Annotated in this window: 25 protein-coding genes; 11 read left to right on the forward strand and 14 right to left on the reverse strand. The window is 71.6% G+C overall.

The annotated features are described in order from the left end of the window. Nucleotides 1-22 precede the first annotated feature (22 nt). The 6 genes from QFZ76_RS05005 to QFZ76_RS05030 all read right to left on the reverse strand — a co-directional run bounded on the left by QFZ76_RS05005 (nucleotide 23) and on the right by QFZ76_RS05030 (nucleotide 4,492). Nucleotides 23-151 carry a hypothetical protein gene (locus tag QFZ76_RS05005; protein ID WP_307672536.1) on the reverse strand — a complete coding sequence of 43 codons (129 nt, stop codon included), beginning with the start codon at nucleotides 149-151 and terminating at the stop codon, nucleotides 23-25. An 18-nt stretch (nucleotides 152-169) separates the two neighbouring features. Then, nucleotides 170-1,354 carry an NAD(P)/FAD-dependent oxidoreductase gene (locus tag QFZ76_RS05010; protein WP_307672537.1) on the reverse strand — a complete coding sequence of 395 codons (1,185 nt, stop codon included), beginning with the start codon at nucleotides 1,352-1,354 and terminating at the stop codon, nucleotides 170-172. Next, nucleotides 1,351-1,548 carry a ferredoxin gene (locus QFZ76_RS05015; protein WP_307672538.1) on the reverse strand — a complete coding sequence of 66 codons (198 nt, stop codon included), beginning with the start codon at nucleotides 1,546-1,548 and terminating at the stop codon, nucleotides 1,351-1,353. The genes QFZ76_RS05010 and QFZ76_RS05015 overlap by 4 nt, the downstream gene beginning before the upstream one ends. A 53-nt stretch (nucleotides 1,549-1,601) precedes the next feature. Next, complete coding sequence (locus tag QFZ76_RS05020; RefSeq protein ID WP_307672539.1) at nucleotides 1,602-2,831, reverse strand: cytochrome P450; 1,230 nt, start codon at nucleotides 2,829-2,831, stop codon at nucleotides 1,602-1,604. Nucleotides 2,832-3,045: 214 nt separating this feature from the next. Beyond that, complete coding sequence (locus tag QFZ76_RS05025) at nucleotides 3,046-3,768, reverse strand: response regulator transcription factor (protein WP_307672540.1); 723 nt, start codon at nucleotides 3,766-3,768, stop codon at nucleotides 3,046-3,048. A 73-nt stretch (nucleotides 3,769-3,841) separates the two neighbouring features. Further along, nucleotides 3,842-4,492: a TetR/AcrR family transcriptional regulator gene (locus QFZ76_RS05030; RefSeq protein ID WP_307672541.1), complete on the reverse strand. Its 651-nt coding sequence runs from the start codon at nucleotides 4,490-4,492 to the stop codon at nucleotides 3,842-3,844. Nucleotides 4,493-4,684: 192 nt separating this feature from the next. On the opposite strand from QFZ76_RS05030, the gene QFZ76_RS05035 reads away from it, so the two are divergent. After that, complete coding sequence (locus QFZ76_RS05035; protein WP_307672542.1) at nucleotides 4,685-6,166, forward strand: MFS transporter; 1,482 nt, start codon at nucleotides 4,685-4,687, stop codon at nucleotides 6,164-6,166. A gap of 28 nt (nucleotides 6,167-6,194) precedes the next feature. Here QFZ76_RS05035 and QFZ76_RS05040 read toward each other — a convergent pair whose 3' ends face one another. Beyond that, nucleotides 6,195-6,368 (reverse strand): hypothetical protein, encoded by a 174-nt coding sequence (locus QFZ76_RS05040; protein ID WP_266446072.1) that lies wholly within the window; start codon nucleotides 6,366-6,368, stop codon nucleotides 6,195-6,197. A gap of 283 nt (nucleotides 6,369-6,651) precedes the next feature. Here QFZ76_RS05040 and QFZ76_RS05045 point away from each other — a divergent pair, with 283 nt between their 5' ends. The 7 genes from QFZ76_RS05045 to hemC all read left to right on the forward strand — a co-directional run bounded on the left by QFZ76_RS05045 (nucleotide 6,652) and on the right by hemC (nucleotide 13,327). After that, the gene (locus QFZ76_RS05045; RefSeq protein ID WP_307672543.1) at nucleotides 6,652-6,834 is read left to right on the forward strand and encodes a hypothetical protein; all 183 of its coding nucleotides are present in this window, start codon (nucleotides 6,652-6,654) and stop codon (nucleotides 6,832-6,834) included. A gap of 110 nt (nucleotides 6,835-6,944) precedes the next feature. Further along, nucleotides 6,945-8,156 carry a sensor histidine kinase gene (locus QFZ76_RS05050; RefSeq protein WP_307672544.1) on the forward strand — a complete coding sequence of 404 codons (1,212 nt, stop codon included), beginning with the start codon at nucleotides 6,945-6,947 and terminating at the stop codon, nucleotides 8,154-8,156. Next, on the forward strand, nucleotides 8,153-8,839 hold the full coding sequence (locus QFZ76_RS05055; protein ID WP_307672545.1) for a response regulator transcription factor: 687 nt from the start codon (nucleotides 8,153-8,155) through the stop codon (nucleotides 8,837-8,839). Before QFZ76_RS05050 ends, QFZ76_RS05055 begins: the two co-directional genes overlap by 4 nt. Before the next feature lie 77 nt (nucleotides 8,840-8,916). Beyond that, entirely contained in the window at nucleotides 8,917-9,897 is a 981-nt protein-coding gene (locus QFZ76_RS05060) for an RNA ligase family protein (RefSeq protein ID WP_307672546.1), read from the forward strand. Nucleotides 9,898-10,053: 156 nt separating this feature from the next. Continuing rightward, nucleotides 10,054-10,830, forward strand: a complete 777-nt coding sequence (locus QFZ76_RS05065; protein ID WP_307672547.1) for an NPP1 family protein — start codon at nucleotides 10,054-10,056, stop codon at nucleotides 10,828-10,830. 104 nt (nucleotides 10,831-10,934) lie between these two features. Further along, on the forward strand, nucleotides 10,935-11,960 hold the full coding sequence (locus tag QFZ76_RS05070; RefSeq protein WP_307672548.1) for a questin oxidase family protein: 1,026 nt from the start codon (nucleotides 10,935-10,937) through the stop codon (nucleotides 11,958-11,960). Between the two features lie 431 nt (nucleotides 11,961-12,391). Beyond that, on the forward strand, nucleotides 12,392-13,327 hold the full coding sequence (gene hemC, locus QFZ76_RS05075) for a hydroxymethylbilane synthase (protein WP_307672549.1): 936 nt from the start codon (nucleotides 12,392-12,394) through the stop codon (nucleotides 13,325-13,327). A 16-nt stretch (nucleotides 13,328-13,343) separates the two neighbouring features. On the opposite strand, the gene QFZ76_RS05080 is transcribed toward hemC, so the two are convergent. The 4 genes from QFZ76_RS05080 to QFZ76_RS05095 form a co-directional block, all read right to left on the reverse strand. After that, nucleotides 13,344-13,859: a hypothetical protein gene (locus QFZ76_RS05080; protein ID WP_266446050.1), complete on the reverse strand. Its 516-nt coding sequence runs from the start codon at nucleotides 13,857-13,859 to the stop codon at nucleotides 13,344-13,346. Nucleotides 13,860-14,049: 190 nt separating this feature from the next. Continuing rightward, on the reverse strand, nucleotides 14,050-14,910 hold the full coding sequence (locus tag QFZ76_RS05085; RefSeq protein WP_307672550.1) for an ABC transporter permease: 861 nt from the start codon (nucleotides 14,908-14,910) through the stop codon (nucleotides 14,050-14,052). Continuing rightward, a complete protein-coding gene (locus QFZ76_RS05090; RefSeq protein ID WP_307672551.1) occupies nucleotides 14,870-15,709 on the reverse strand; it encodes an ABC transporter ATP-binding protein in 840 nt (279 codons plus the stop codon). Before QFZ76_RS05090 ends, QFZ76_RS05085 begins: the two co-directional genes overlap by 41 nt. Further along, nucleotides 15,706-16,161, reverse strand: coding sequence for a MarR family winged helix-turn-helix transcriptional regulator (locus tag QFZ76_RS05095; protein ID WP_307672552.1), 456 nt, complete (start codon nucleotides 16,159-16,161; stop codon nucleotides 15,706-15,708). Before QFZ76_RS05095 ends, QFZ76_RS05090 begins: the two co-directional genes overlap by 4 nt. 374 nt (nucleotides 16,162-16,535) lie before the next feature. On the opposite strand from QFZ76_RS05095, the gene QFZ76_RS05100 reads away from it, so the two are divergent. Continuing rightward, complete coding sequence (locus QFZ76_RS05100) at nucleotides 16,536-17,327, forward strand: RNA polymerase sigma factor SigF (protein WP_307672553.1); 792 nt, start codon at nucleotides 16,536-16,538, stop codon at nucleotides 17,325-17,327. Between the two features lie 24 nt (nucleotides 17,328-17,351). Here QFZ76_RS05100 and QFZ76_RS05105 read toward each other — a convergent pair whose 3' ends face one another. Next, on the reverse strand, nucleotides 17,352-17,684 hold the full coding sequence (locus QFZ76_RS05105) for an ANTAR domain-containing protein (protein ID WP_307672554.1): 333 nt from the start codon (nucleotides 17,682-17,684) through the stop codon (nucleotides 17,352-17,354). 166 nt (nucleotides 17,685-17,850) lie between these two features. On the opposite strand from QFZ76_RS05105, the gene QFZ76_RS05110 reads away from it, so the two are divergent. Continuing rightward, nucleotides 17,851-18,654, forward strand: a complete 804-nt coding sequence (locus QFZ76_RS05110) for a VOC family protein (protein WP_307672555.1) — start codon at nucleotides 17,851-17,853, stop codon at nucleotides 18,652-18,654. 63 nt (nucleotides 18,655-18,717) lie between these two features. Here QFZ76_RS05110 and glgX read toward each other — a convergent pair whose 3' ends face one another. Further along, nucleotides 18,718-20,832, reverse strand: a complete 2,115-nt coding sequence (gene glgX / locus QFZ76_RS05115; protein WP_373464500.1) for a glycogen debranching protein GlgX — start codon at nucleotides 20,830-20,832, stop codon at nucleotides 18,718-18,720. A gap of 26 nt (nucleotides 20,833-20,858) precedes the next feature. Continuing rightward, nucleotides 20,859-21,371: a pep a2 gene (locus tag QFZ76_RS05120; RefSeq protein ID WP_307672557.1), complete on the reverse strand. Its 513-nt coding sequence runs from the start codon at nucleotides 21,369-21,371 to the stop codon at nucleotides 20,859-20,861. A gap of 329 nt (nucleotides 21,372-21,700) precedes the next feature. On the opposite strand from QFZ76_RS05120, the gene QFZ76_RS05125 reads away from it, so the two are divergent. Beyond that, entirely contained in the window at nucleotides 21,701-22,000 is a 300-nt protein-coding gene (locus tag QFZ76_RS05125; protein ID WP_307672558.1) for a DUF5133 domain-containing protein, read from the forward strand. Nucleotides 22,001-22,043: the final 43 nt, after the last annotated feature.

A 22,043-nucleotide genomic window follows, 5' to 3' on the forward strand; every position in this document is an offset into this window, starting at 1 on the left:
TGGCGACGGTCCGGTCCAGCTGTCAGCGCGCGGCGTCGGCGAGGAAGAGGATGCGGCCGCTGCCGAGCCGGCGCGCGACCGCCGTTCCGATGCCTCCGGCCCCGGTGACGACCACCACCTCGCGGCGTACGTCGTAGGGAAGACCCGCCATGGGACAACCTCCTTGTTGTCAGGCCCCGGTTGCCGGGACCTCCGTGCGCACGCTCTCGCTCCAGGCCGCGCCCGCGGCGATCGCCTGCCGCCACAGCCGGATCGCCTTGGGCGGCATGCCGACCGCGAGGGCGCCGCTCACCCGGTCCCCGGTGCGGTACACGGCGACGAACCGGCGCTCGGCCAGGTCTCCGTCCACCACGGCCACCTCGTCGTGGCCCCGCAGGAAGCCGTACGCCTGGATCTTCATGTCGTACTGGTCGGACCAGAAGTACGGCACCGGCGCGAACGGCTTGCGTGCCTTGGGGTGGAGGAGGTTACGGGCGGCGGCCATGCCCTGTTCGGCGGCGTGGGTGCGGTGCTCGATCCGCATCGAGGTGCCGAACAGCGGGTTGTACCAGCGGGCGACGTCACCGGCCGCGTACACGTTGCGCGCGGCCTCGCAGAACTCGTCGCACACCACGCCGTCGCCCACGGCCAGTCCGCTGCCGTCGAGCCACTCGGTGTTGGGCAGCGAGCCGACGGCGACGAGCACCTCGTCGGCGTCGATCACCTCGCCGTCCGCGAGCCGCACTCCGTCCTCGGTCACCTCGATGACGGTGACACCGCAGCGCAGGTCCACGCCCCGGTCCACATGGGCCCGGGACAGTACCTGGCCGACCTCCGTGCCGACGGCGTGGGCCAGCGGCACGGGGGCGGGTTCGAGGAGGGTGACGTGGGCGCCCAGGCGCCAGGCCACGGCGGCGGCCTCCGCGCCGAGGAAGCCGGCACCCACGACGACCAGACGCCGCCCCGGCGTGAGCCGTTCCCGCAGCATCAGGGCGTCGTCGAGGGTGCGCAGCACGTGCGCGCCCTCACCGGGCAGCCGGCGCGGCCGGACGCCGGTGGCCACGATCAGTCCGTCGTACGGCACGTCACTGCCGTCGGCCAACGTCACCGTCCGGTCGGCGAGTTCGAGGCCGGTCGCGGCCACACCCAGCCGCAGGTCGAGGCCGAGTCCGGCCAGGTCGTCCGGGGTGCGCAGGGCGAGCCGGTCCGGCTCCCACTCCGCGGCCAGCAGTTGTTTGGACAGCGGCGGGCGGTCGTACGGCGTCCACGGTTCGTCGCCGACGAGGGTGAGCGTGCCGTCGTAGCCCTCGCGGCGCAGTGTCTCGACCGCCGCGAGCCCGGCGGCCGAGGCGCCGACGACGACGATCCGCCTCACTGCTCGACCAGTCGGATGGCGGCGGCCGGACAGATCGCCACGGCCTCGCGCACGTCGTCGAGGGAGTCCGCCGCGGGTTTCTCCTCCAGCAGGAAGGCGATGCCGTCCTCGTCCCGCTGGTCGAAGACCTCAGGGGCGGCCATCACGCACTGCCCCGACGCGACGCACTTGGGCTCGTCCAGTTCCACTCGCATGATCGGTACCTCGTTCGTTTTTTCTGTGGGGGGAGTGACGGTCTGCGGTGGCTTCACCAGGTGACGGGCAGTTCGTAGACGCCGTAGACCGAGCCGTCGTGCTTGAAGGGCAGTCCGTCGACCTCGGCCGCCAGGCGCAGGGTCGGGATGCGGCGGTAGAGGGTGCTGTAGACGACCTGGAGCTCCATGCGGGCCAGCGGCTGGCCGAGGCACTGGTGGACGCCGAAGCCGAAGGCGACGTGGCGGCGGGCGTCGCGGGTGAGGTCCAGCCGGTCCGGGTCGGCGAAGGCCTCCGGGTCGCGGTTGGCGATGTCGTTGGGCATGATGACGCCCTCGCCGGCCCGGATCACCTGTCCGGCGATCTCGATGTCCTCCAGGGCCGCCCGACGCCGTCCGCCGTGCACGATGCTCAGGTAGCGCAGCAGTTCCTCCACCGCCGACGCGACGAGTTTGGGGTCGTCGGTGTCGCGCAACAAGGCGAACTGGTCCGGGTGTTCGAGGAGCGCGAGCGTGCCGAGGGCGATCATGTTGGCGGTGGTCTCGTGACCGGCCAGAAGCAGCAGCACACCCATCTGGGCGACGTCCTGCCGGGACAGCTCACCCGACTCGACCCTCCCCACGAGCCCGGAGAGCAGGTCGTCACCGGGATCGGCCACCTTCTCGCCCATCAGCTCGTCGAGGTAGCCGAGCAGCCTGCCGTGGGCGGCCATCCGGTCCTCGATGGCCGCGTCCCGCGTGATGAGGGTCTTGCTGTTCTCCTGGAAGAAGTCGTGGTCCGCGTACGGCACTCCGAGCAGCCGGCAGATGACCAGCGAGGGCACCGGCAGGGCGAACGCCTGCACCAGGTCGACGGGGCCGCCGACGGTGAGCATGTCGTCGATGAGGTCGTCCACGATCTTCTGCACACCGGGCCGCAGCGCCTCGACGCGTTTCACCGCGAACGGGGCCGTCACCATGCGGCGCAGGCGGGCGTGCTCCGGGTCGTCCATGAGGATGAAGCTGATGTTGTTCTTGCCGTTGCTGGGAGCCTGGAGCGGATATCCGGGACTGGTGATGTCGGCGCTGACCCGGGGGTCGAGGAGCAGGGCGCGCTGGTCCTCGTAGCGGGTGACCAGCCAGGGCGTGCTGCCGTCCCAGAGACGGACCTTGACGAGCCGGCCCTCGTCCTGCTGGGCCTGGAGGGCCGGGGGCGGGTCGAAGGGACAGCCCGCCGCCCTCGCCATCGGGAACTCGGGGACGGGTGCGGCCGTTTCGGGCGCGGGGCCGGTCAGGGTGTCGGCCATGGCTCTCCTCGGTGTGGGGGTGCTCCGCTCGACGGGCGGAGCGCCGGGGTGAAGTGGTCGAGGACATCGATGAGCACATGCAAACAGAGGGGGCTGACGCCTTCCCGCCAGTTTCCTGACAGAAGGCTGACGTGACCCAGATCACACCGCATGCGAGCCAGGCAACTCCCCCGTGCAGTAAGGGAGTTGTAGAGATTCGCGCCGCGCGGCGGCCTCAGGCCTCGGCGTCGGCACGCCCCAGCCAGTAGCCGAACCCCCGGCGCGTGTGGATCAGCACGGGAGTCTCCCGGTCCACCTTGCGCCGCAGCCGGGAGACAAGTTGCTCGATGGCGTTGTCACCGCGGTGGTCGCCCCAGACGTACCGGCCGATCTGCTCCTTGGACAGCACCCGGTGCGCGTTGACCAGGAGATGGCGCAGCAGGCGGTACTCGGCGGGCGTGAGGTCGAGCGTCCGTGTACCGCGGCGCGCCTCGCACAGCGTGTCGTCCAGCACCAGGTCGCGATAGCCGAGTGAGCCGTCCCGCGGCCGGCCCGGCCCCACACCTCGCAGCAGGACCTGGACGCGGGCCAGGACCTCCGGCATCCGGAAGGGCTTGGTGACGTAGTCCCGCTCACCGAGGCCCAGTTCGGGAATCAGCCGGTCCAGGGCGTCGTACGCGGTCAGCAGGAGCACCGGCGGGCGATGGGCCAGGACCGGACGATCCCTGCCGATGCTTTCCACGTCCGGCAGACCGGCGTCGAGGACCACGAGGTCGTACCGTCCCTCGCCGAGCCGGGCCAGCGCCTCGGTTCCGGTGCCGGCCAGGCTGATCCGGTATCCCGCCAGTTCCAGGGTGGTGGAGAGCAGTTCGGCGACGTCCGGCTCACCGACGACGACCAGGAGGTGCTGACCGGCCCCGCGGGCGAGCGCCGGTCTGTCACGGGTGCTGCCGTACATGCGCCTCACCCTACCGCCCTGCTTGCCTGACTCAATTAATTTCAGGCCAGTTCAAGGCAAGGCACCACAGCGGTCAGGAACCTGACGTGACCGGCGCCAGCCACATGCCGACCACCGCGTCGACGAGGCCGGTGGCGGCGTCGTGCCAGTTGGACCGGGGCGTGCGGGCACCCTCGGCGAGGGCCCGCTCCCGTTCGGCGGACATGTGCAGGATCAGATGACGGACCATGTCCCCGCGTTCGGCGCGGACCTCGGCCGGCAGCTCGGGCAGACACCGCTCGAGTCCGTCGAGGATCTGGCGCAGGGACGGCGAGGACAGGGACTCCTCCACCATGATCGGCCGGAGCGCCGGGTCGGTCATCACCTGGGCACAGAACCGGGCGTACCAGGTGGGGCTGCCGAGCGCCCCGAGGTGCTCGGGAACCGGGCGCACCAGACAGCCCACCCAGTCGCGTACGTCCGTGGAGTCGCCGGTCGCGGCCAGCAGCCGGGTGCGGATCTCCTCGACGGGCGCCGCGTGCCTGCGGATGATCGCCCGCACCAGGTCGGCCTTGGTACCGAAGTGGTAGCCGACCGCGGCGTTGTTGCCCTGGCCGGCGGCCTCGCTGACCTGACGGTTGGACACCGCGTACACACCCCGCTCGGCGAACAGCCGCTCCGCCGAGGTCAGGATCAGCTCCCGTGTCGCGCCGACCTGTTCGGCCCGTACCGTCCCGCCCGCCATGACCACCCTCACCACCGCACCGGGACTTCCCGCGTCTCCGTGGCGGCCAGTCCCTCGAGCCGCCGCGGGTCCACCGCCTGAGCAGCGGTTCCAGGACCGAAGCCTACGCAAGCAAGCGAAGCCATTAAAGTAAGTCAAGCGGCTGACTTATTTCTTGCCGAGACCCTTTCACGACGCCTACGGAGGCTCCGCATGTCCGACGCCCTCGCCAGACCCGCCGACGCGGGGAGCGACGCCCCGCCGAGGTCGAACGCCGTGGTGGCGGTGCTGGCCTTCGCCGGAATCGTCGTCTCGCTGATGCAGACCCTGGTCATCCCGATCGTGCCGGACCTGCCCCGGCTCCTGGACGCTCCCGCCTCCGACACCGCCTGGGCGGTCACTGCGACCCTGCTGGCCGCGGCGGTGGCCACCCCGGTCGTCGGACGGCTCGGCGACATGTTCGGCAAGCGCCGGATGCTGCTGGTCAGCATCGTGCTGCTGGTGACCGGCTCGGTGGTCTGCGCGCTCAGCGACGCCCTGGTGCCGATGATCGTCGGCCGGGCGCTGCAGGGGCTGGCCTCCGGTGTCGTGCCGCTGGGCATCAGCATCATGCGGGACGAGCTGCCCGCCGAGCGGCTGGCCGGGTCGACGGCACTGATGAGCGCCTCCCTCGGAGTGGGCGGCGCCCTCGGTCTGCCCACGGCCGCGCTGATCGCCGACAACTTCGACTGGCACGTGCTGTTCTGGGCCTCCGCCGCGATGGGCGTGATCTCCTTCGCCCTCGTCGTGTCGTTCGTACCGGAGTCGAAGGTGCGCACCGGCGGCCGCTTCGACCTGGTCGGCGCCTTCGGCATGGCGACGGGCCTGGTGTGCCTGCTGCTGGCGATCTCCAAGGGCGCCGACTGGGGCTGGACCAGCGGCACCACGCTCGGCCTGTTCACGACCTCGGTTCTCGTGCTGCTCGCCTGGGGCGTCTTCGAACTGCGCACCTCGCAGCCGCTGGTGGACCTGCGCACCACGGCCCGCCGTCAGGTGCTGGTGACAAACCTCGCCTCGATCGCGATCGGCTTCTCCATGTTCGCGATGTCCCTGGTGCTGCCGCAGCTGCTCCAGCTGCCCGAGCGGACCGGCTACGGCCTGGGCAGGTCCCTGCTGACCGCCGGCCTGGTGATGGCTCCCTCCGGGCTGGTGATGATGGCGACCGCGCCGGTCTCCGCCGCCGTGTCCAAGGCCAAGGGGCCGAAGATCACTCTGATGATCGGTGCGGTGATCGTGGCCTGCGGGTACGGCCTGAACATCGTGCTGATGTCCGAGGTGTGGCACCTGGTGATGGTCTCCTGCGTGATCGGCGCCGGCATCGGCTTCACGTACGGCTCGATGCCCGCCCTGATCATGGGCGCGGTGCCCGCGAGCGAGACGGCCGCGGCGAACAGCCTCAACACCCTGATGCGGTCCATCGGTACGTCGGTGGCGAGCGCCATCGCGGGCGTCGTCCTCTCGCAGATGACCATCAGCCTCGGCGGTTACGCCCTGCCGTCCGAGAGCGGCTTCAAGACCGTCATGGCCCTCGGCGCGGGGGCCGCCCTCCTCGCCTTCGCGATCGCCTCGTTCATCCCCGGCCGGCGGCCCGAGGTCACGGCCGTGTCGGCGCCCGCGGCCGCGGAGCCGGCGGCGGGCGCGCCCTCGGTGAAGTGAGGGCGCGCGACTGATCCCGCCGGGTGGGCTATCCCCGGGTGCGCAACAGGCTCACGCCCGCTCCCAGCGAGACGACGCCCATGCCGACGCTGGTCATGACGCCCTGGTCGCCGTCGACGACAAAAGGAGCGACGGCGGCGACCGCGAGGTTGAACAGGAACAGGAACCAGAGCACGGGCCTGGACGACAGCATCGGCTTCATCGGGGGTTTCCTTCCGGGACGGTGAACGCGCTCGGTGGGTATCGCGTGACCTTGCGCCGTCCACGATTCCGTCGCGTGCCGCCCGACTCGATGGAGTGCGCTACCGGACCGGTGGTGTAGCCCTCTGCACCACCGGCCGTGCCCTCCTGCCCGAGGATGATGCGCAGGCCGCCCGTACTGCGTTCTACGTAGCCCCGATTGTCGGCAGACGAACGACGACACGGCGGCCCGGTACCGGAAGGCTGTGGAGGTGGCCGAGACCAGCCGGGGAGACCTCCGTTCCATGGCCGTACTTCTGTGTCGACCGGGCCGAGCGGCCTTGCGCCGACGCCTGCCCGCCCTCCCGCTGTGGGTCGTGGTGCCGGCCGGTGTCGCCGTCGGGGCCGGCCCGAGCGGGGGCGCGATCCTCACGCCGGCCGTCTCGGCTCCCATATACCCGGTCGGGCGGGAGGCCTCTCTCGCCTGACGCCTCCCTCCCCGAGAGGGTCGTCCGTGTTGCAGGACACGGGCGACCCTCGCCCGTCGTTGCCGCCGGCATCGCCCACCATGTCTCCAGGACACCGACCGGAGAACCCGATGAGCTTCCCTCTGCAGCGCTACGCCGACGACCACGTCGGTACGGTCGACACTATGACGGCCGCGCTGCTGTTCGCCGCCTTCCTGTTCGGCAGCGAGATCAGCGTGCCGGGCACCCGGCGGCCGGACGCCATGGGGGCCACGATCGCCCTGGCGGCCGTCTCCGCGGCCGCGCTGCTCTGGCAGCGCAGCCGCCCCCGCGCCGCCGTCGCCGTGACCGCGCTGGGCGCGGCCGGTGCCGCCACGCTCGGCCATCTGCTCACGCCGCTGCTGCTGGGGCCGCTCATGCTGGCGCTCTACCGGCTGGCCGTCGCCTCCGACCGCAGGACGGCACGCCTCTCCTTCCTGGCGGCCCTCGCCCTGCTGGTCGCGGCGGCCCTGCTCCTCGACCCCCTCGACCATCCCTGGCAGCTCGACACGCTCAGCCCCGCCGCCTGCCTCCTGCTCCCGGTCGCGGCCGGCAACGCGACCCGGCTGCGGGGCGCCTACCTGGAGGCCGTGCAGGCCCGCGCCGAGTACGCCGAGCGCAGCCGGGAGGAGGAGGCGCGGCACCGGGTCGCCGAGGAACGCATGCGGATCGCCCGTGAGCTGCATGACGTGGTGGCGCACCATCTGGCGCTGGCCAACGCCCAGGCGGGCACCGCGGCGCACCTCTCGCACACGCATCCCGCGCAGGCCCGGCGGATCCTCACCGACCTCACCGGTACGACGTCCTCGGCGCTGCGCGAGATGAAGGCCACCGTGAGTCTGCTGCGCCAGGCGGACGCGCCCCACGCACCGCTGGCACCCAGCCCGGGGCTCGGCCAACTCACCGAGCTGACGGACGGGTTCGGGTCCGCCGGTCTCGCCGTCCACGTCAGCACCGAGGGCAGGCCCAGGCCGTTGTCGCCCGGCGTGGACCTGACGGCGTACCGGATCGTGCAGGAGGCGCTGACCAACGTCGCCCAGCACGCCTCGGCCGAGGCGGCCCGGGTACGACTGCGCTACGGCGAGGACCAGCTGACGATCACCGTCACCGACGACGGCACCGGCCGGGCCACCGCCGGAGCACCCGAGCCCGGCCACGGCTTCGGCCTGATCGGCATGCGCGAACGCGCCCGGTCGGTCGGCGGCGCCCTCCAGGCCGGCCACCGGCAGGGCGGCGGCTTCGAGGTCACCACCCGCCTTCCCCTGTACCCCACCGCTCCGCACCACCAAGAACGGACCCCATGACCATCCGTGTGCTGCTCGCCGACGACCAGGCCCTGCTGCGGGCCACCTTCCGCATCCTGATCGACTCCTGTGAGGACATGGAGGTGGTCGCCGAGGCCACCGACGGCGCCGAGGCGGTCGACCTGGCCCGGATCCACCGCCCCGACGTCGTCCTGATGGACATCCGCATGCCCGGCACCGACGGCCTGACCGCCACGTCCGTGGTCTGCTCGGACCCGGACCTGGCCGGCACCCGGGTGCTGATCCTCACCACGTTCGAGATCGACGAGTATGTGGCGCAGGCGCTGCGGGCCGGGGCGAGCGGCTTCCTCGGCAAGGACGTCACCGCGGAGGCACTCCTCGACGGCGTCCGGACGGTGGCCGCCGGCGACTCCCTCCTCTCCCCCGCCGCCATCCGCACCGTGATCAGCCGTTTCCTGGCCGCTCCCGGGCTCGGCACCCGGCTGGCGGCGTCCGAGGACCTCGGCATCCTGACCACCCGTGAGCGCGAGGTGATGGCGTGGGCGGCGGAGGGGCACTCCAACGAGGAGATCGCCGGGAAGCTCTTCGTCAGCCCGCTGACCGTACGCACCCATGTGCACCGTGCGATGACCAAGCTGGGCGCCCGCGACCGCGCCCAACTCGTCGTCATGGCCTACCAGTCGGGCCTGGTGCAGGCCCTGCCGCCGACCACCGACCGCTGAGCCGGGGGCGACGCCCGTTCAGGGGAAACCTGCCCGGAGGGCGCGTGGCGGTGGGCGGGCCGGTCGACAACTGACCCGTGAGCCTCCCGCTGATCCCTCCCATGCTCGCCACCCCCGGCACCCTGCCGCCCGGCGCGCAGGACGCGCGGTGGGCGTACGAGACCAAGCAGGACGGCCAGCGGGTGGTGGTCTATCTCGCCGGGGACGGCAGCGTGGTGTTGCGGGCCCGGTCCGGGGAGGTCGTCACCGTCGCCTATCCCGAGCTGCTGCCGCTGGGCCACGCGCTCGGCGCCACCCCGGCCGTGCTGGACGGGGAGGTCCTGGCGCTGGACGAAGAGGGCCGCGGCGACTTCCAGTTGCTCCAGTCCCGGATGGGGCTGGTGCAGGCACCCGGCAGGGCGGCGCGCCGGGCGGCGGAGGTCCCCGTCCATCTCGTGCTGTTCGACGTGATGCACCTGGCAGGGCGCTCCCTCGTCGCGCTCCGCTACGCCCGGCGGCGCACGCTGCTGGAGGAGCTGGGTCTGGCCGGTCCCCACTGGTCGACTCCGGCCGCGCTCGTCGGCCACGGCGAACAGGCACTGCGGGCCACCCTTGAGCACGGTCTGGAGGGCCTGGTCTGCAAGCGGCTGGACTCGGCGTACGAGCCGGGCGTCCGCTCCCGTGCCTGGATCAAGATCCGCAACATGCGCAGCGAGGACGTCGTCGTGGGCGGCTGGCTGCCCGGCAAGGGACGGCTCACCGGCCTGCCCGGCGCCGTACTGGTCGGCCAGCGCGCCGCCGGGCGGCTGCGGTACGTCGGCGGTGTGGGCACCGGCTGGAGCGAGGCGGAGCGGGAGCAACTCGCCGCGCTGCTGCGGACCGCCGCGACGGACGTGTGCCCCTTCGACCCGGTGCCGCGGGTGCCGGGTGCGCACTGGGTGCTGCCCCGGCTGGTCGGCGAGGTCCGCTACAGCACGCGTACCCGGGCGGGGATGCTGCGCCAGCCGTCCTGGCTGCGGCTGCGGCCGGACCTCGCGCCCGAGGAGTCGGCGGCCGATCTGCCGGACGACCTCGCCTGAGCACCCCATCTGACAGCTCGTCAAGTTCCGACTGTTGGGGCGGCCGTTACCAGAGAGTCGCCCGCGCCATCTTGGCGCGGACATGAAAAGCGGCCAAGCTGAACTGCCCTAACCCCCCACAGCCGTTGGGCTGCGCCCGGACCAGAGGAGGACGCAGTGTCGTCACCGTCGTTCAAGGCACACCGCAGGAGATGGACCACCGTCCTGGGCGGCGCCGCCGCTCTCGTCATCGCCTTCCCCACCGCCGCCTTCGCGGCCCCGCCGACGGCGTTGCCCGGCAACGCCGAAGCCGCCGAGAAGACGTTCCAGCCGGCCTTCGACTACGACACGGACGGCTGCTACCCCACTCCCGCCATCGGCCCCGACGGCACGGTCAACGGCGGCCTCAACCCGACCGGCGCCCTCAACGGCAACTGCCGCGACGCCTCGGACCTCGACAACACCAACAGCTACTCGCGCTACAAGTGCAACAACGGCTGGTGCGCCTACATGTACGGCCTGTACTTCGAGAAGGACCAGGCCGTCGCCGGCAGCAGCATCGGCGGCCACCGCCACGACTTCGAGCACGTCGTGGTGTGGGTGCAGAACAACCAGGTCCAGTACGTCTCGACCTCCAACCACGGCTCGTTCACGGTGACCGCGGCGTCCGGGGTCCGCTTCGACGGCACACACGCCAAGATCGTCTACCACAAGGACGGCGTCAGCACGCACTGCTTCCGGCTGGCGAACTCCAATGACGAGCCGCCGGAGAACCACAAGGGCAGCTGGCAGTACCCGCCCCTGGTCGGCTGGAACGGCTACCCCGCAGGCGTGCGCGACAAGCTGAGCGCGTACGACTTCGGCAGCGCCAACTTCGGCCTCAAGGACGGCAACTTCGCCCCCCACCTGTCGTCGGCCAAGCCGTCGGGGATCGCCTTCGACCCGGCTGCCTGAGCCCGCGCACCACGGTTCGGGCCCGGGACGTAGGACCCGAGGCACCTGCGGCCTACGTCCCGCGCCCGATCCCCATGCGCTCCGCGCGGCATAGCGTCCTGTGCATGGACACGAGCGACATGAGTGACACGAGCGGGCGGCTCGAGGAAGCGCTGGAACGCCTGCACACGTCTGGCCCGGAGCGCCTGGGCCGGCTCACCAACCACGCCCCCATGGTCGTCGAGGCGCTCGCCGCGCACGGGCAGGCCGGCGCCGTGCACCGCTGGCTGGACCTCTACCGCGGACAGCTGGAGGCCTTCCCCGACCGGGTGGCCCCCGTCACCGACGACAACTGGCCCTCGGCGCTGGGTGATCCACGCCGGGCCGCCGACTGGATCGCCTACTTCAGGCGCGCGCTCGCCGAACACACGTGGAAGGACGTCCTCGCCGTGTGGTGGCCGCGCCTGCTGCCCGGCATCTACGGCGGCTCCACGCACCCGGTCATCCGGGTCGGCCACGCCGTGCGTGCCCTACAGGCCGAGGAGAACGCGCCCCGCCGCACCGAACTCGCCCACGGCCTGGGCTACTGGGCGGCCCGCCACCACCCGGCCTCCGGCATCACCCCGCTGCCCGGTGCGCGCTCCGCCGCGCGGTCGCTCGACGCCGTGCCCGCGATCGACCCGGCCGAGGGCGGATTCCCGGCCCGGCTCGCCGCCGTACGCCGACTGCCCGACTGGGCGGACGACGTGAGCGACCCGGACACGGCCAGGGCACGGCTCGCCGAACTCGTCCGTGCCGCGACGCACCGCTACGCCACCCACGGCCACGGCGAGGAGACCATGCTCGTGCACGCGGCGACGGCCCCCAACGCCGTGCTGCGCACCCTGGGCGCGCTGCCCCGGGAGATGTGGGTGCCGAGTCTGCGCGCGGCCTGGACGGCATCGGCGGCGGTGACCGCGATGTACGCGCCCGCGGAGCCGGTCGCGTACGCGCCGCCCGCCCGACTGACGGCCGAGGAGGTCCTGGAGCGGGCCCTCGCCCACGGTGACGAGCACGTCATCAAGCTCACCGACACGGCACTGGACGTCGGCGACGAACGGGCGCTCGCCGCCGCGCTCCGCTCGGTCGAACTCAGTGCGCCGCTGTCCTGAACGACGGCCGGAGCACCGCCGTGGAGGGGCGCGGATCCGGCGGCCCCTGATGTCCGGATGGATCACCTCGAGCAACTGCTCGTGGCCGTCGACGCCAAGGCCCTGACCGCCCTGAGCGAGTCCCCTCACGCCCGCGCCGCCCGGGCCGCTCGGGACCGGATCGCGTGCCGCTGCCGGGCGCCTCCAGCGCGTACCCCTTCACCAGGTGGCCGACCACCTCCCGGACCCGCCCCGCGCTGCCGAAATCTCCGGCTGGGCGGGGTGCGAACACCTGCACCCGACCGCCTGTTCCTGGAGCCCGGCCACCGCGGTCTCGGCGTCGGCGGCCTCCTGATGGACGCGGTGGTCGCCGAGGCGCTACAGCCCGCGGGGCGTGCACGAGTCGGGCGGTACGGCACTGAGAGAGTGCCGGGAGGGTCTATCGTGGCCACATGTCGGTGCCCGAACTGATCCGTATCGTCTCCCGCGACTCACCCATGGCACTCGCCCAAGTGGAGCGTGTCCGCGCCGAGTTGGCGGCCCTGTATCCCGGGGCGCGCACCGCGGTCGTGCCGGTGAAGACGACCGGTGACAAGTGGATGGGGGATCTGTCCCAGGTCGAGGGCAAGGGGGCGTTCACCAAGGAGGTGGATGCCGCGCTGCTGGCCGGTGAGGCGGATCTCGCGGTGCACTGCGTCAAGGACGTGCCGGCCGACCGGCCGCTCCCGGCGGGCACCACGTTCGCCGCGTTCCTGAAGCGGGACGACATCCGCGACGCCCTCGTGCACCCCGGCGGCCTCACCCTGGACGAGCTCCCCGCGGGCACCCGGATCGGCACCTCGTCGGTGCGCCGGGTCGCGCAGCTGGCCGCCACCCACCCGGAGCTGGAGTGCGTGCCGTTCCGCGGCAACGCCAACCGGCGGCTGGCGAAGCTGGCGGCCGGGGAGGCGGACGCGCTGCTGCTCGCGGTGTCCGGACTGGAGCGGATCGACCGGCAGGACGTGATCAGCGAGGTCCTCTCCCCCGAGACGATGATGCCGCCGATCGGCGCGGGCATCCTCGCCCTGCAGTGCCGGGAGGGCGACACCGAGCTCATCGACGCGGTCAGCGGGCTCGGCGATCCGGACACGCATCGCGAGGCGACCGCGGAGCGCATGTTCCTGCACGTCCTACAGGGGCACTGCAACAGCCCGATCGCCGGGTACGCGCGCGTGGACCGCGGCGGCGAGCTGTCGCTGCGGGCGTGTGTGTTCACGCCGGACGGCAAGACGCGGCTGAACGCCCACGAGTGGGCGGGCCGTCTCGACCCGGCAACGCTCGGCACCTCGGTCGCCGTGGCGCTGCTGCGTCAGGGCGCCCGCGAGATCATCGACGGGATTCCACACTGAGCGGCGGGGGCCCGCGTCAGGCGGTGCCCTCTTCGGCCTGGTCCCGCAGGAAGTTGCTCACCTGGCAGGCGAGGCCGTCACGCACCGCGCCGGTGCCGACGGCTCCCTCCTTCAGTCCGATGCCGCCCGCCCACAGCCGGCGCTCGGCCCACTCGTCGTCGGCCCGTAGCTGCACCTGGACGTCCACCTGGCTCAGTGACGCCTCCGGACCGGCCGCGTACAGCACGGCGGTCGCCCGGCGCAGCGGGTAGACGTCGAAGCCCTCGATGAACTGCGAGTTGCGCCAGTCGATGAAGGCGCTCTCCCCGTCGGGCCCGATGCGCACGTCGATCTGGCCGTCCTCCAGGTGCACGGTGGCGTGCCGGCTGCCGCGGTTCTCGACGGTCACGCGTACCCGGAAATACGTCAGCCCTTCGGCGGCGTCGTCCCGCCCACGCGGCGGCTCGGCCGCTTCCAGGCGGTGGACGCGGACACGCAGACCGGCATGCTCGTCGTACTCCTGCCAGTCCCCGACCACATTCGGCTCGTACACAATCCACCTCTCGACCTCAGAGAGCTGCTTCTTATCTGTGTGCTCAGCGCACTGTCAAACGAGCAGAATGCGCTGTGGCCAGCGAATTCGTCCCCTTGATCGGTGATCAAGCCGTGCGCAGGAACAATTCGCCGGCCGGCCGGGCGGCCGGATTCGCGCGCGTGCCGCACATCACTTTCCGGACGGGTGGTCAACGGGCCAGCCGGCCCAGCAGCGAGGAGGCCGCGGTGATGCCGAGCGCGGCAGCGACGATCAGCACCGCGAAGTCGAGTGTCAGGTGGGCGGGCGTACCGATGAGGAGGCCGCGCAGGGCGTCCACCTGGTGGCTCAGAGGGTTGACCGTGCTGATCGCCTGGAGCCAGCCGGGCATGAGGGACACCGGGTAGAGGGCGTTCGAGCCGAAGAAGAGCGGCATGGTGATCGCCTGGCCGATGCCCATCAGCCGGTCGCGGCTCAGGACGATGCCGGCGATGGTCATCGACAGGCAGGAGAAGAAGACGGAACCGAGGATCACCACCGCCGCGACGCCGAGCAGCTTGAGCGGGTTCCAGGTGAGCGCCACGCCGAGCAGGGCGGCGATGACGATGACGACGGCGGCCTGGATCAGCGACTTCACACCGGCCGCGAAGGCCTTGCCGGTGATCAGCGCCGAGCGCGGGGTCGGTGTGACGAGGAGCTTGTTCAGGATGCCGGCGTCCCGCTCCCAGATGATCTGGATGCCGTAGAAGATGGCGATGAACATCGCTGACTGGGCGATGATGCCGGGCGCGAGGTAGTCGATGTAGGGGACGCCGGGGGTGGGGATCGCCTTGATGCGGGTGAAGGTCTGGCCGAAGATCAGCAGCCACAGGGCGGGCTGGACCGCGCGGGTGTACAGCTCGGTGCGGTCGTGGCGCAGTTTCTGCAGTTCGACGGTGCACATCGCCACGACCCGGGTGGGCAGCAGCCGCCAGCCCGCGCGGGGCTCGGGCGGGCGCAGCAGCAGGCCGATGCCGCTCTCGCGGGCGCGGTCAGCCGACGCGCCTTGCGGTGCGGCGGGTGCTTCGGACATCGCGGAACTCTCCTGACTGGTCGTCGAGACCGCTGCCTGCCACGTCACGGAAGACGTCCTCGAGGGTGGGCAGCGGGTCCGTTGCCTTGGCGCCCCGGCGCTCACCGAGTCCCCGCCGCAGTTCGACGGGGGTTCCGAGAGCCCGGATGCGGCCGCGGTGCATCAGGCCGACCCGGTCGCAGTACTGGTCGGCCTCGTCCATGTAGTGCGTGGTCACCAGGACCGTCATGCCGGTGGCGGCGCGCACGGCGTTGATGTGCTCCCACACGTCGGTGCGGGCGATCGGGTCGAGCCCGATGGTCGGTTCGTCGAGGATCAGCAGCCGGGGTGCACTGACCAGGGCCTGGGCGAGTTCGAGGCGGCGGATCATGCCGCCGGAGTAGGTGCCGGCGAGCCGGTCGGCGGCCTCGGTGAGGTCGACGGCGGCCAGGGCCTGTGCGACGCGCTCGGCGCGCTCGCGGCGGGGCACGTCGAAGACCCGGGCGAACAGGGCGATGTTCTCCCGGCCGGTCAGGCCCGCGTCGGCGGACAGCTGCTGCGGCACGTAGCCCAGCAGGCGTCGTACGGCCATGGCCTCCTCGGCGGCGTCGCGGCCGAAGACATGGACCATCCCGGCGGGGACGGGCAGCAGGGTGGTGATGCAGCGGATGGCGGTGGTCTTTCCGGCGCCGTTGGGTCCGAGCAGCCCGAAGACCTCGCCCCGCGCCACCGACAGGTCGAGCGCGTCCACCGCGTTGGTCTCACCGAAGGAGTAGGTGAGCCCCGTGCAGGCGACGGCCCCTGGATCGTCCCGCGTCATGACTCCTCGGCCTCCTCGTGCAGATTGACGGCGAGCTCGCGCAGGGCAGGGATCGCCGCGTGCAGCGCTTCCTGGTCGGCGGCGTCGAGCCGGGCCAGCTGGCGTCGTACGAGGTCGGCGCGGCGTCTGCGCCACTCGCTGAGCCGGGCTTCGGCCGCCGGGGTGGGCAGCAGTCGCGCGGCCCGCCGGTCGGCCGGGTCCGTCTCGCGTACCAGATAGCCCTGCCGGGACAGCTGGTTGACCAGCGTCGAGACCGAGTTGCCTGCCAGATACAGCTCCTTGGCGGCGTCCGAGATCCCGATGCCGGGCCGGTCCACGACGAGGCGCAGCAGCTCCACCTCGGCGCCGCGCAGCCGGGGATCGGGCATGTCCCGCCGCAGCCGGCGCCGGATCAGCCGCTGGACACCGACGAGCGCGTCGGCCAGTTCCTCGGGAAAGGTCTCCGGTTCCACACCGAGGAGGTTACCTCTGTAGCAGAGGTAACTGACCCAAGGGCCGGTCAAGAGCTACGGGTTCGGGCGAGCGCCCCGGGCGCGAATATCACTCAGTGAATTCCAAAGATTTCGGAACGTGCCCCGTCGGCAGTAATTCCGGTGCCTTTTCAACCTTCCAGAATCACGTGTTCGCACGCCCTCGTCATATTCAGCAGAAGTACTCACGGGATTGTTTCGACGCCGGCCGTCCCGGGAATGCGCAATTCAGTGCTTCGGACAGGAGGCACGTCTGTGGGAGCCGGGCCGTGCGACCCCGGTGCCTCCGCCCGGTCCGAGCCCGCGCCCCCACGGTTTCTGTCCCCACCAGCACCCTGCTGAGGGAGGCGCGCACCATGCCTGTCACTGGCAGAACGAAGCCGCACCCGCACGACGACGCCCCCGACACCGCCGCCGACTTCGCCCGGCTGGCGCGCCTGCCCGCCGGCCCGGCACGCAAGGCGCTCCGCGACGAGCTGGTCGAGACCTGGCTGCCGATGGCCGAGCGGATCGCCGTCCGCTTCCGGGGGCGCGGCGAGTCCCTGGAGGACCTGTACCAGGTCGCCGCCCTCGGCCTCGTCAAGGCCGTCGATCACTACGACCCCGCGCGGGGCTGCGCCTTCGAGGCGTACGCAGTGCCGACCGTCACCGGCGAGATCAAGCGGCACTTCAGGGACCACATGTGGACGCTGCACGTGCCGCGCCGTGTCCAGGACCTGCGCAACCGGGTGCGTCAGGCCACGAAGGAGCTGTCCCAGACGACTCCGGGCCGGGCGCCGACCCTCGCCGAGGTCGCCGAGTTCGCGCGCATGACCGAGGACGAGGCGCGCACCGGGACGGAGGCCCTGGAGTGCTTCACCGCGCTGTCGCTGGAGGCCGAGATGCCCGGCACCGAGGGGTACGCCCTGGGTGACGCGATCGGCGGCCCGGACCCGGCGTTCGACATCGTCGTCGACCGGGTGGCCGTCAGGCCCTGCCTGGAGGCGCTCCCCGAGCGCGAGCGGACCATTCTCTATCTGCGGTTCTTCCGGGGCATGACCCAGAGCCACATCGCCGAGCAGCTCGGCATTTCCCAGATGCACGTCTCCCGGCTGCTCAGCAGCTGCTTCGACCGGCTGCGCGAGGAGATCCTCACCGAGGCCAAGTGAACCGAGGCCGAGTGAGCCGCGCCGTCACTCCGGCGGCACCCCGGGAATCTGCGTGGGGCCGTAGCGGTCGAGGGCCTCTTCCAGCTCGGCGCGGATTTCCGGGGGCATCTGCCCGGCCCGCCCCCACAGGAGGATCAGTTCGGCGACGTTGCGCAGCTTGATGTTGGTGTGCTGGGAGACGTCCTTCAGCACTTCCCACCCCTGGTCGGGTGTGACCCTGCCGAGCGCGACGACCATGCCGATCGCCTGGTCGACGACGGCATGCGAGGCCACCGCCTCCTTGAGCTGGTCGATCTCTGCCTGCAGCTCGAAGATGCGGTCCGACTCGTCGGCGGGTTCGCCCGGTACTGCTGACACGCTTCCATCCTGTCACTCGTCCGGCCCCGCGCCACCGGACGGGACGCGGACAGGCCACCGTTTCGGTGCCGCCTCCGGGGTACTCGGCAGGCGCCCCGAGCGGTTCCGGTCGGACACTGGGAGGAAACCTGTGGCCCCCGGCCGACGAGAGCAGGACAGGAACGCCATGAACCACGACCTGAAACGACCCAGCGCCACCAAGAAGGTCCTGTCCACGCACTCGGTGTTCGGCGCGCCCTGCTGGGTGAGCCTGACCAGCCGCGACCAGCAGACCACGGAGGAGTTCTACGGAGCCGTGCTGGGCTGGGAGTGGCAGCCGGCGAAGCTCGGCGACCGCTTCCGGGTCGCGCTGGCGGACGGCACACCGGTGGCCGGGATCGCCGCGGTGGCCTCCATGTGGCAGATGGCGGTGGCCTGGACGCCGTACTTCGCCGTGCCCAGCGCGGACGAGGCGGCGGCACGGGCCCAGGAGCGCGGTGGTACGGCGGCGGTGGGGCCGCTGTCCTTCCCGCCCGGGCGGGCAGCGCTGCTCGCCGACCGGGACGGCGCGACCTTCGGAATCTGGGAGGGCGAGCTCGTCGCGAACTGGGAGAGCTGGCGCGAGGCCCAGCCGGCCTTCATCAAGCTCCACACGCGTGATGCCTTCGACGCCGCGATCTTCTACGGCGAGGTCCTCGACTGGGCGTCGGACCGTCCCGGCTGCTGCGAGGTGCACTACGAGGGCGGCGAGGTCGTCCTGCGCAGCCGGGGCGATGTGGTGGCGCGCATCGAGTCGGGTGCGCTGGGGTCCGCTCCCGATCCCGCGATCCGGCCGCACTGGCAGGTCCACTTCGCGGTCTCGGACGTGGCGGCCTGTGTGCGGGCCGCGGAGGTGCACGGCGGCAGCGTCCTGTCCAAGGGCAGCGAGGAGGCCGTCCTGCGCGACCCCGACGGCGCGCAGTTCACGGTGACCTCGCGACGCGAACGCTGACGGACAGCAGAACGCGGCCCCGGGCACATGGCCCGGGGCCGCGATGATTGCGCGCGCGGAGCGTCACTTGGCCTTGCGCGAGGGCCTCGACAGCAGGACGAGACTGCGTGCCTCGACCGTCATCTCCGTGCCCGCCTTGTGCTCGGCCTCGTCGGCGCCCTGCGGCTCGGCGGTGTCGATCAGCGTCGTCCAGCGTTCGCCGTAGGTGACGTCCGGCAGGAGGAAGTCCACCGGCTCCCAGTAACCGTTGAGCAGGAGCAGGAAGGAGTCGTCCACCACGGGCTCGCCGCACGGATCGGGTTCGGCGATGGCGTCGCCGTTGAGGAAGACGCCGACGGAGTGGGCGTCGGAGCGGTCCCAGTCCTCGTCGGCCATCTCGCGTGCGTCCGGCAGCAGCCACACCAGGTCGGGCAGCGGCTGGCCCGCGTGCGTCACGGTCTCGCCGCGGAAGAAGCGGCGCCGGCGCAGCACGGGGTGGGCCGCGCGCAGCCCGATGACGTAGCGGGTGAAGTCGGCCAGGGCCTGCTGGTCCTCGGTCAGCCGCCAGTCGAGCCAGGAGACTTCGTTGTCCTGGCAGTAGGCGTTGTTGTTGCCGCCCTGGGTACGGCCCAGCTCGTCGCCGTGGCAGAGCATCGGGATGCCCTGCGAGAGCAGCAGGGTGGCCAGGAAGTTGCGCTGCTGACGGGCGCGCAGGTCCAGGACGGCCGGGTCGGCGGTCGCGCCCTCGGCGCCGCAGTTCCAGGAGCGGTTGGTGCTCTCGCCGTCCTGGTTGTCCTCGCCGTTGGCCTGGTTGTGCTTGTCGTTGTAGGAGACGAGGTCGCGCAGGGTGAACCCGTCGTGCGCGGTGACGAAGTTGACGCTGGCGCGCGGGCGGCGCCGGCTGTGCTGGTACAGGTCGGCGGAGCCGGTCAGCCGGGAGGCGAACTCGCCGAGCGTGTGCGGCTGGCCGCGCCAGAAGTCCCGTACGCAGTCCCGGTACTTGCCGTTCCACTCCGACCACAGGGGCGGAAAGTTGCCCACCTGGTAGCCGCCCTCGCCCACGTCCCACGGCTCGGCGATCAGCTTGACCCGGCTGATCACCGGGTCCTGCTGGATCAGGTCGAAGAACGCCGACAGCCGGTCCACCTCGTGGAACTGCCGGGCCAGCGTGGCCGCGAGGTCGAAGCGGAAGCCGTCGACATGCATCTCGGTGACCCAGTACCGCAGCGAGTCCATGATCAGCTGAAGGACGTAGGGGTGGCGCATCAGCAGGCTGTTGCCGGTGCCGGTGGTGTCGTAGTAGTGGCCCCAGTCGCCGTCCACGAGGCGGTAGTACGACGCGTTGTCGATGCCGCGGAAGGACAGGGTCGGGCCCTTCTCGTTGCCCTCGGCGGTGTGGTTGTAGACGACGTCCAGGATCACTTCGAGGCCGGCCGCGTGCAGCGCCTTCACCATCGACTTGAACTCGGTGACCTGCTGGCCGCGGGTGCCGTGGGCGGCGTAGGCGTTGTGGGGCGCGAAGAAGCCGATGGTGTTGTAGCCCCAGTAGTTGGACAGGCCGCGGTCCGTGAGCACACCGTCCTGCACGAACTGGTGCACCGGCATCAGCTCGACGGCCGTGACGCCGAGCGAGGTCAGGTGCTCGACGACCGCCGGGTGCGCGAGACCCGCGTAGGTGCCGCGCAGGTCGGGCGGGACGTCGGGGTGGGTCCGGCTGAGGCCCCGTACGTGCGCCTCGTAGATCACGCTGTCGGCGTACGACCGCCCGAGCGGCCGGTCGTCGCCCCAGTCGAAGGCCGGGTCGGTGACCACGCCGAGCATGGTGTGCCCGGCGCTGTCGGCGGGGGTCGGGCCGTCCGCCGCGCGCTCGAAGAGCGAGGCGTGGTTGTCGACCTGCCCGTCCACCGCTCTGGCGTACGGGTCCAGCAGGAGCTTGGCCGGATTGCACCGGTGGCCGAGGGCCGGCTGCCAGGGGCCGTGCACCCGGAAGCCGTAACGCTGCCCGGGCCGGATGCCGGGCAGGTAGCAGTGCCACACGAAGCCGTCGACCTCGTTCATTTGGACGGCGCGGTGCGCGCCGCGGTCGTCTACGAGAACCAGGTCGACGCGTTCGGCGACCTCGCTGAACAGGGCGAAGTTGGTGCCGTTCCCGTCATGGGTGGCGCCCAGCGGGTAGGGGCGCCCGCTCCACACGGGCACCCCTTTCCGCTGCGGTCGGCGCGCGGTCACCGCGCGTCCTCCAGAACGCCGTCCGGTGTGCTCGCGGGCCCGGCCAGGGCCGCGACGGGGACCTCGCGGGGCACCTGGAGCACCTCGGGCAGGCTGGGCCACGGCGTCGTGGGAACGAGCGGGACACGCTCGCCGGCGCGGGCGCGCTGCGAGAACCAGATGACCTTGCTGCCGGTGTCGGTGGCGCAGCAGCCCCAGCCGTCGCTCATCGCGGCGATGTGCTCCAGACAGCCGCGCAGGTCCTGGTCCGGGCGCAGTTCGCAGTCGTTCTCACCGATGGCGGTGATGAGGTGCTGGCCGTTCCACCACATCTCGATCGACGTGTTCTTGTCCGTGGCGTGCTCGTCGATGGCCTTCAGCAGCATCTCGGTGCCTCGACAGACGGGCTCGACCAGGATGTCCAGGTCCCAGTACCGGAGGTGAGCGGCCAGGATGCGCCTGACCTGTCGGACCCGTTCCGGGCTGACCTCCACGTCGAGGTGGTAGTAGCAGGGCGATGCGGTCTTCATCGTCGTTCGCTCCTCACCGGCGAAGCTCTCGCTTCCCCTCACCCCCTGCGGGGACTGGGCCCCGAACACGAAGCGTGAGCACTGATCGCTTCTGAGTCACCTCAAGGGTGGATGGCCTACGCCATTCGTGCAACACGAGAGAGGCGGCGAGGTGACCGAGGTGGATGGGCCTCACGAGGTGGTTGAAGCTCCAACAAGACGCTGAGTCGTGACGCGTGCACCATGTGTGAAGACCTCGATGCCCGTAACGGATCCGTGCGCGCCCGCGCATGGCCACCGCCCGACGGTCGGGAGACGCGCCATCGAGCCCCTGGAAGGTGAACGGCACCATGCTGCTGCCGGCCAAAGCCGAAGTGGCCCGCCAACTGCGGCGGTACCGGGCGTGGGAACGCATGATGCTGGCGGCCCCCACCGACCGCAGGGTTCGGGCCACTTTCGAGAACTCGGGCTACACCCTCTGCGTGCTGATGGGGAAGCGCTGCGCGCGTGAGGCCGCGGACGCCGCCGAGCGCTATCTGCGGACCACTCTGACCGCCTATCTCCGGGAGGAGAGCGAGCGGCCCGGGACCCGCGTCCGGGACAGACGGGCCCCGCCGGCCACGGGCCGGCGTTCCCCCGCGGGGAGGTAGACACCTTCCGGCGCAGCTTGGATCCCCGACCGGGCCACGAGCC

It is taken from the genome of Streptomyces sp. V4I2 (assembly GCF_030817655.1).
Classification (GTDB): Bacteria; Actinomycetota; Actinomycetes; order Streptomycetales; family Streptomycetaceae; genus Streptomyces; species Streptomyces plumbiresistens.

What these genes read in the sequence shown, in the direction of transcription:
- hemC (WP_307672549.1), top strand. Translation starts at nt 12,392, where the DNA reads ATGTCGGTGCCCGAACTGATCCGTATCGTCTCCCGCGACTCACCCATG.
- QFZ76_RS05015 (WP_307672538.1), bottom strand. Translation starts at nt 1,548, where the DNA reads ATGCGAGTGGAACTGGACGAGCCCAAGTGCGTCGCGTCGGGGCAGTGC.
- QFZ76_RS05090 (WP_307672551.1), bottom strand. Translation starts at nt 15,709, where the DNA reads ATGACGCGGGACGATCCAGGGGCCGTCGCCTGCACGGGGCTCACCTAC.
- QFZ76_RS05030 (WP_307672541.1), bottom strand. Translation starts at nt 4,492, where the DNA reads ATGGCGGGCGGGACGGTACGGGCCGAACAGGTCGGCGCGACACGGGAG.
- QFZ76_RS05055 (WP_307672545.1), top strand. Translation starts at nt 8,153, where the DNA reads ATGACCATCCGTGTGCTGCTCGCCGACGACCAGGCCCTGCTGCGGGCC.
- QFZ76_RS05100 (WP_307672553.1), top strand. Translation starts at nt 16,536, where the DNA reads ATGCCTGTCACTGGCAGAACGAAGCCGCACCCGCACGACGACGCCCCC.
- QFZ76_RS05035 (WP_307672542.1), top strand. Translation starts at nt 4,685, where the DNA reads ATGTCCGACGCCCTCGCCAGACCCGCCGACGCGGGGAGCGACGCCCCG.
- QFZ76_RS05070 (WP_307672548.1), top strand. Translation starts at nt 10,935, where the DNA reads ATGGACACGAGCGACATGAGTGACACGAGCGGGCGGCTCGAGGAAGCG.
- QFZ76_RS05040 (WP_266446072.1), bottom strand. Translation starts at nt 6,368, where the DNA reads ATGAAGCCGATGCTGTCGTCCAGGCCCGTGCTCTGGTTCCTGTTCCTG.
- QFZ76_RS05050 (WP_307672544.1), top strand. Translation starts at nt 6,945, where the DNA reads ATGAGCTTCCCTCTGCAGCGCTACGCCGACGACCACGTCGGTACGGTC.
- QFZ76_RS05085 (WP_307672550.1), bottom strand. Translation starts at nt 14,910, where the DNA reads ATGTCCGAAGCACCCGCCGCACCGCAAGGCGCGTCGGCTGACCGCGCC.
- QFZ76_RS05045 (WP_307672543.1), top strand. Translation starts at nt 6,652, where the DNA reads ATGGCCGTACTTCTGTGTCGACCGGGCCGAGCGGCCTTGCGCCGACGC.
- QFZ76_RS05120 (WP_307672557.1), bottom strand. Translation starts at nt 21,371, where the DNA reads ATGAAGACCGCATCGCCCTGCTACTACCACCTCGACGTGGAGGTCAGC.
- QFZ76_RS05005 (WP_307672536.1), bottom strand. Translation starts at nt 151, where the DNA reads ATGGCGGGTCTTCCCTACGACGTACGCCGCGAGGTGGTGGTCGTCACC.
- QFZ76_RS05025 (WP_307672540.1), bottom strand. Translation starts at nt 3,768, where the DNA reads ATGTACGGCAGCACCCGTGACAGACCGGCGCTCGCCCGCGGGGCCGGT.
- QFZ76_RS05020 (WP_307672539.1), bottom strand. Translation starts at nt 2,831, where the DNA reads ATGGCCGACACCCTGACCGGCCCCGCGCCCGAAACGGCCGCACCCGTC.
- QFZ76_RS05110 (WP_307672555.1), top strand. Translation starts at nt 17,851, where the DNA reads ATGAACCACGACCTGAAACGACCCAGCGCCACCAAGAAGGTCCTGTCC.
- QFZ76_RS05125 (WP_307672558.1), top strand. Translation starts at nt 21,701, where the DNA reads ATGCTGCTGCCGGCCAAAGCCGAAGTGGCCCGCCAACTGCGGCGGTAC.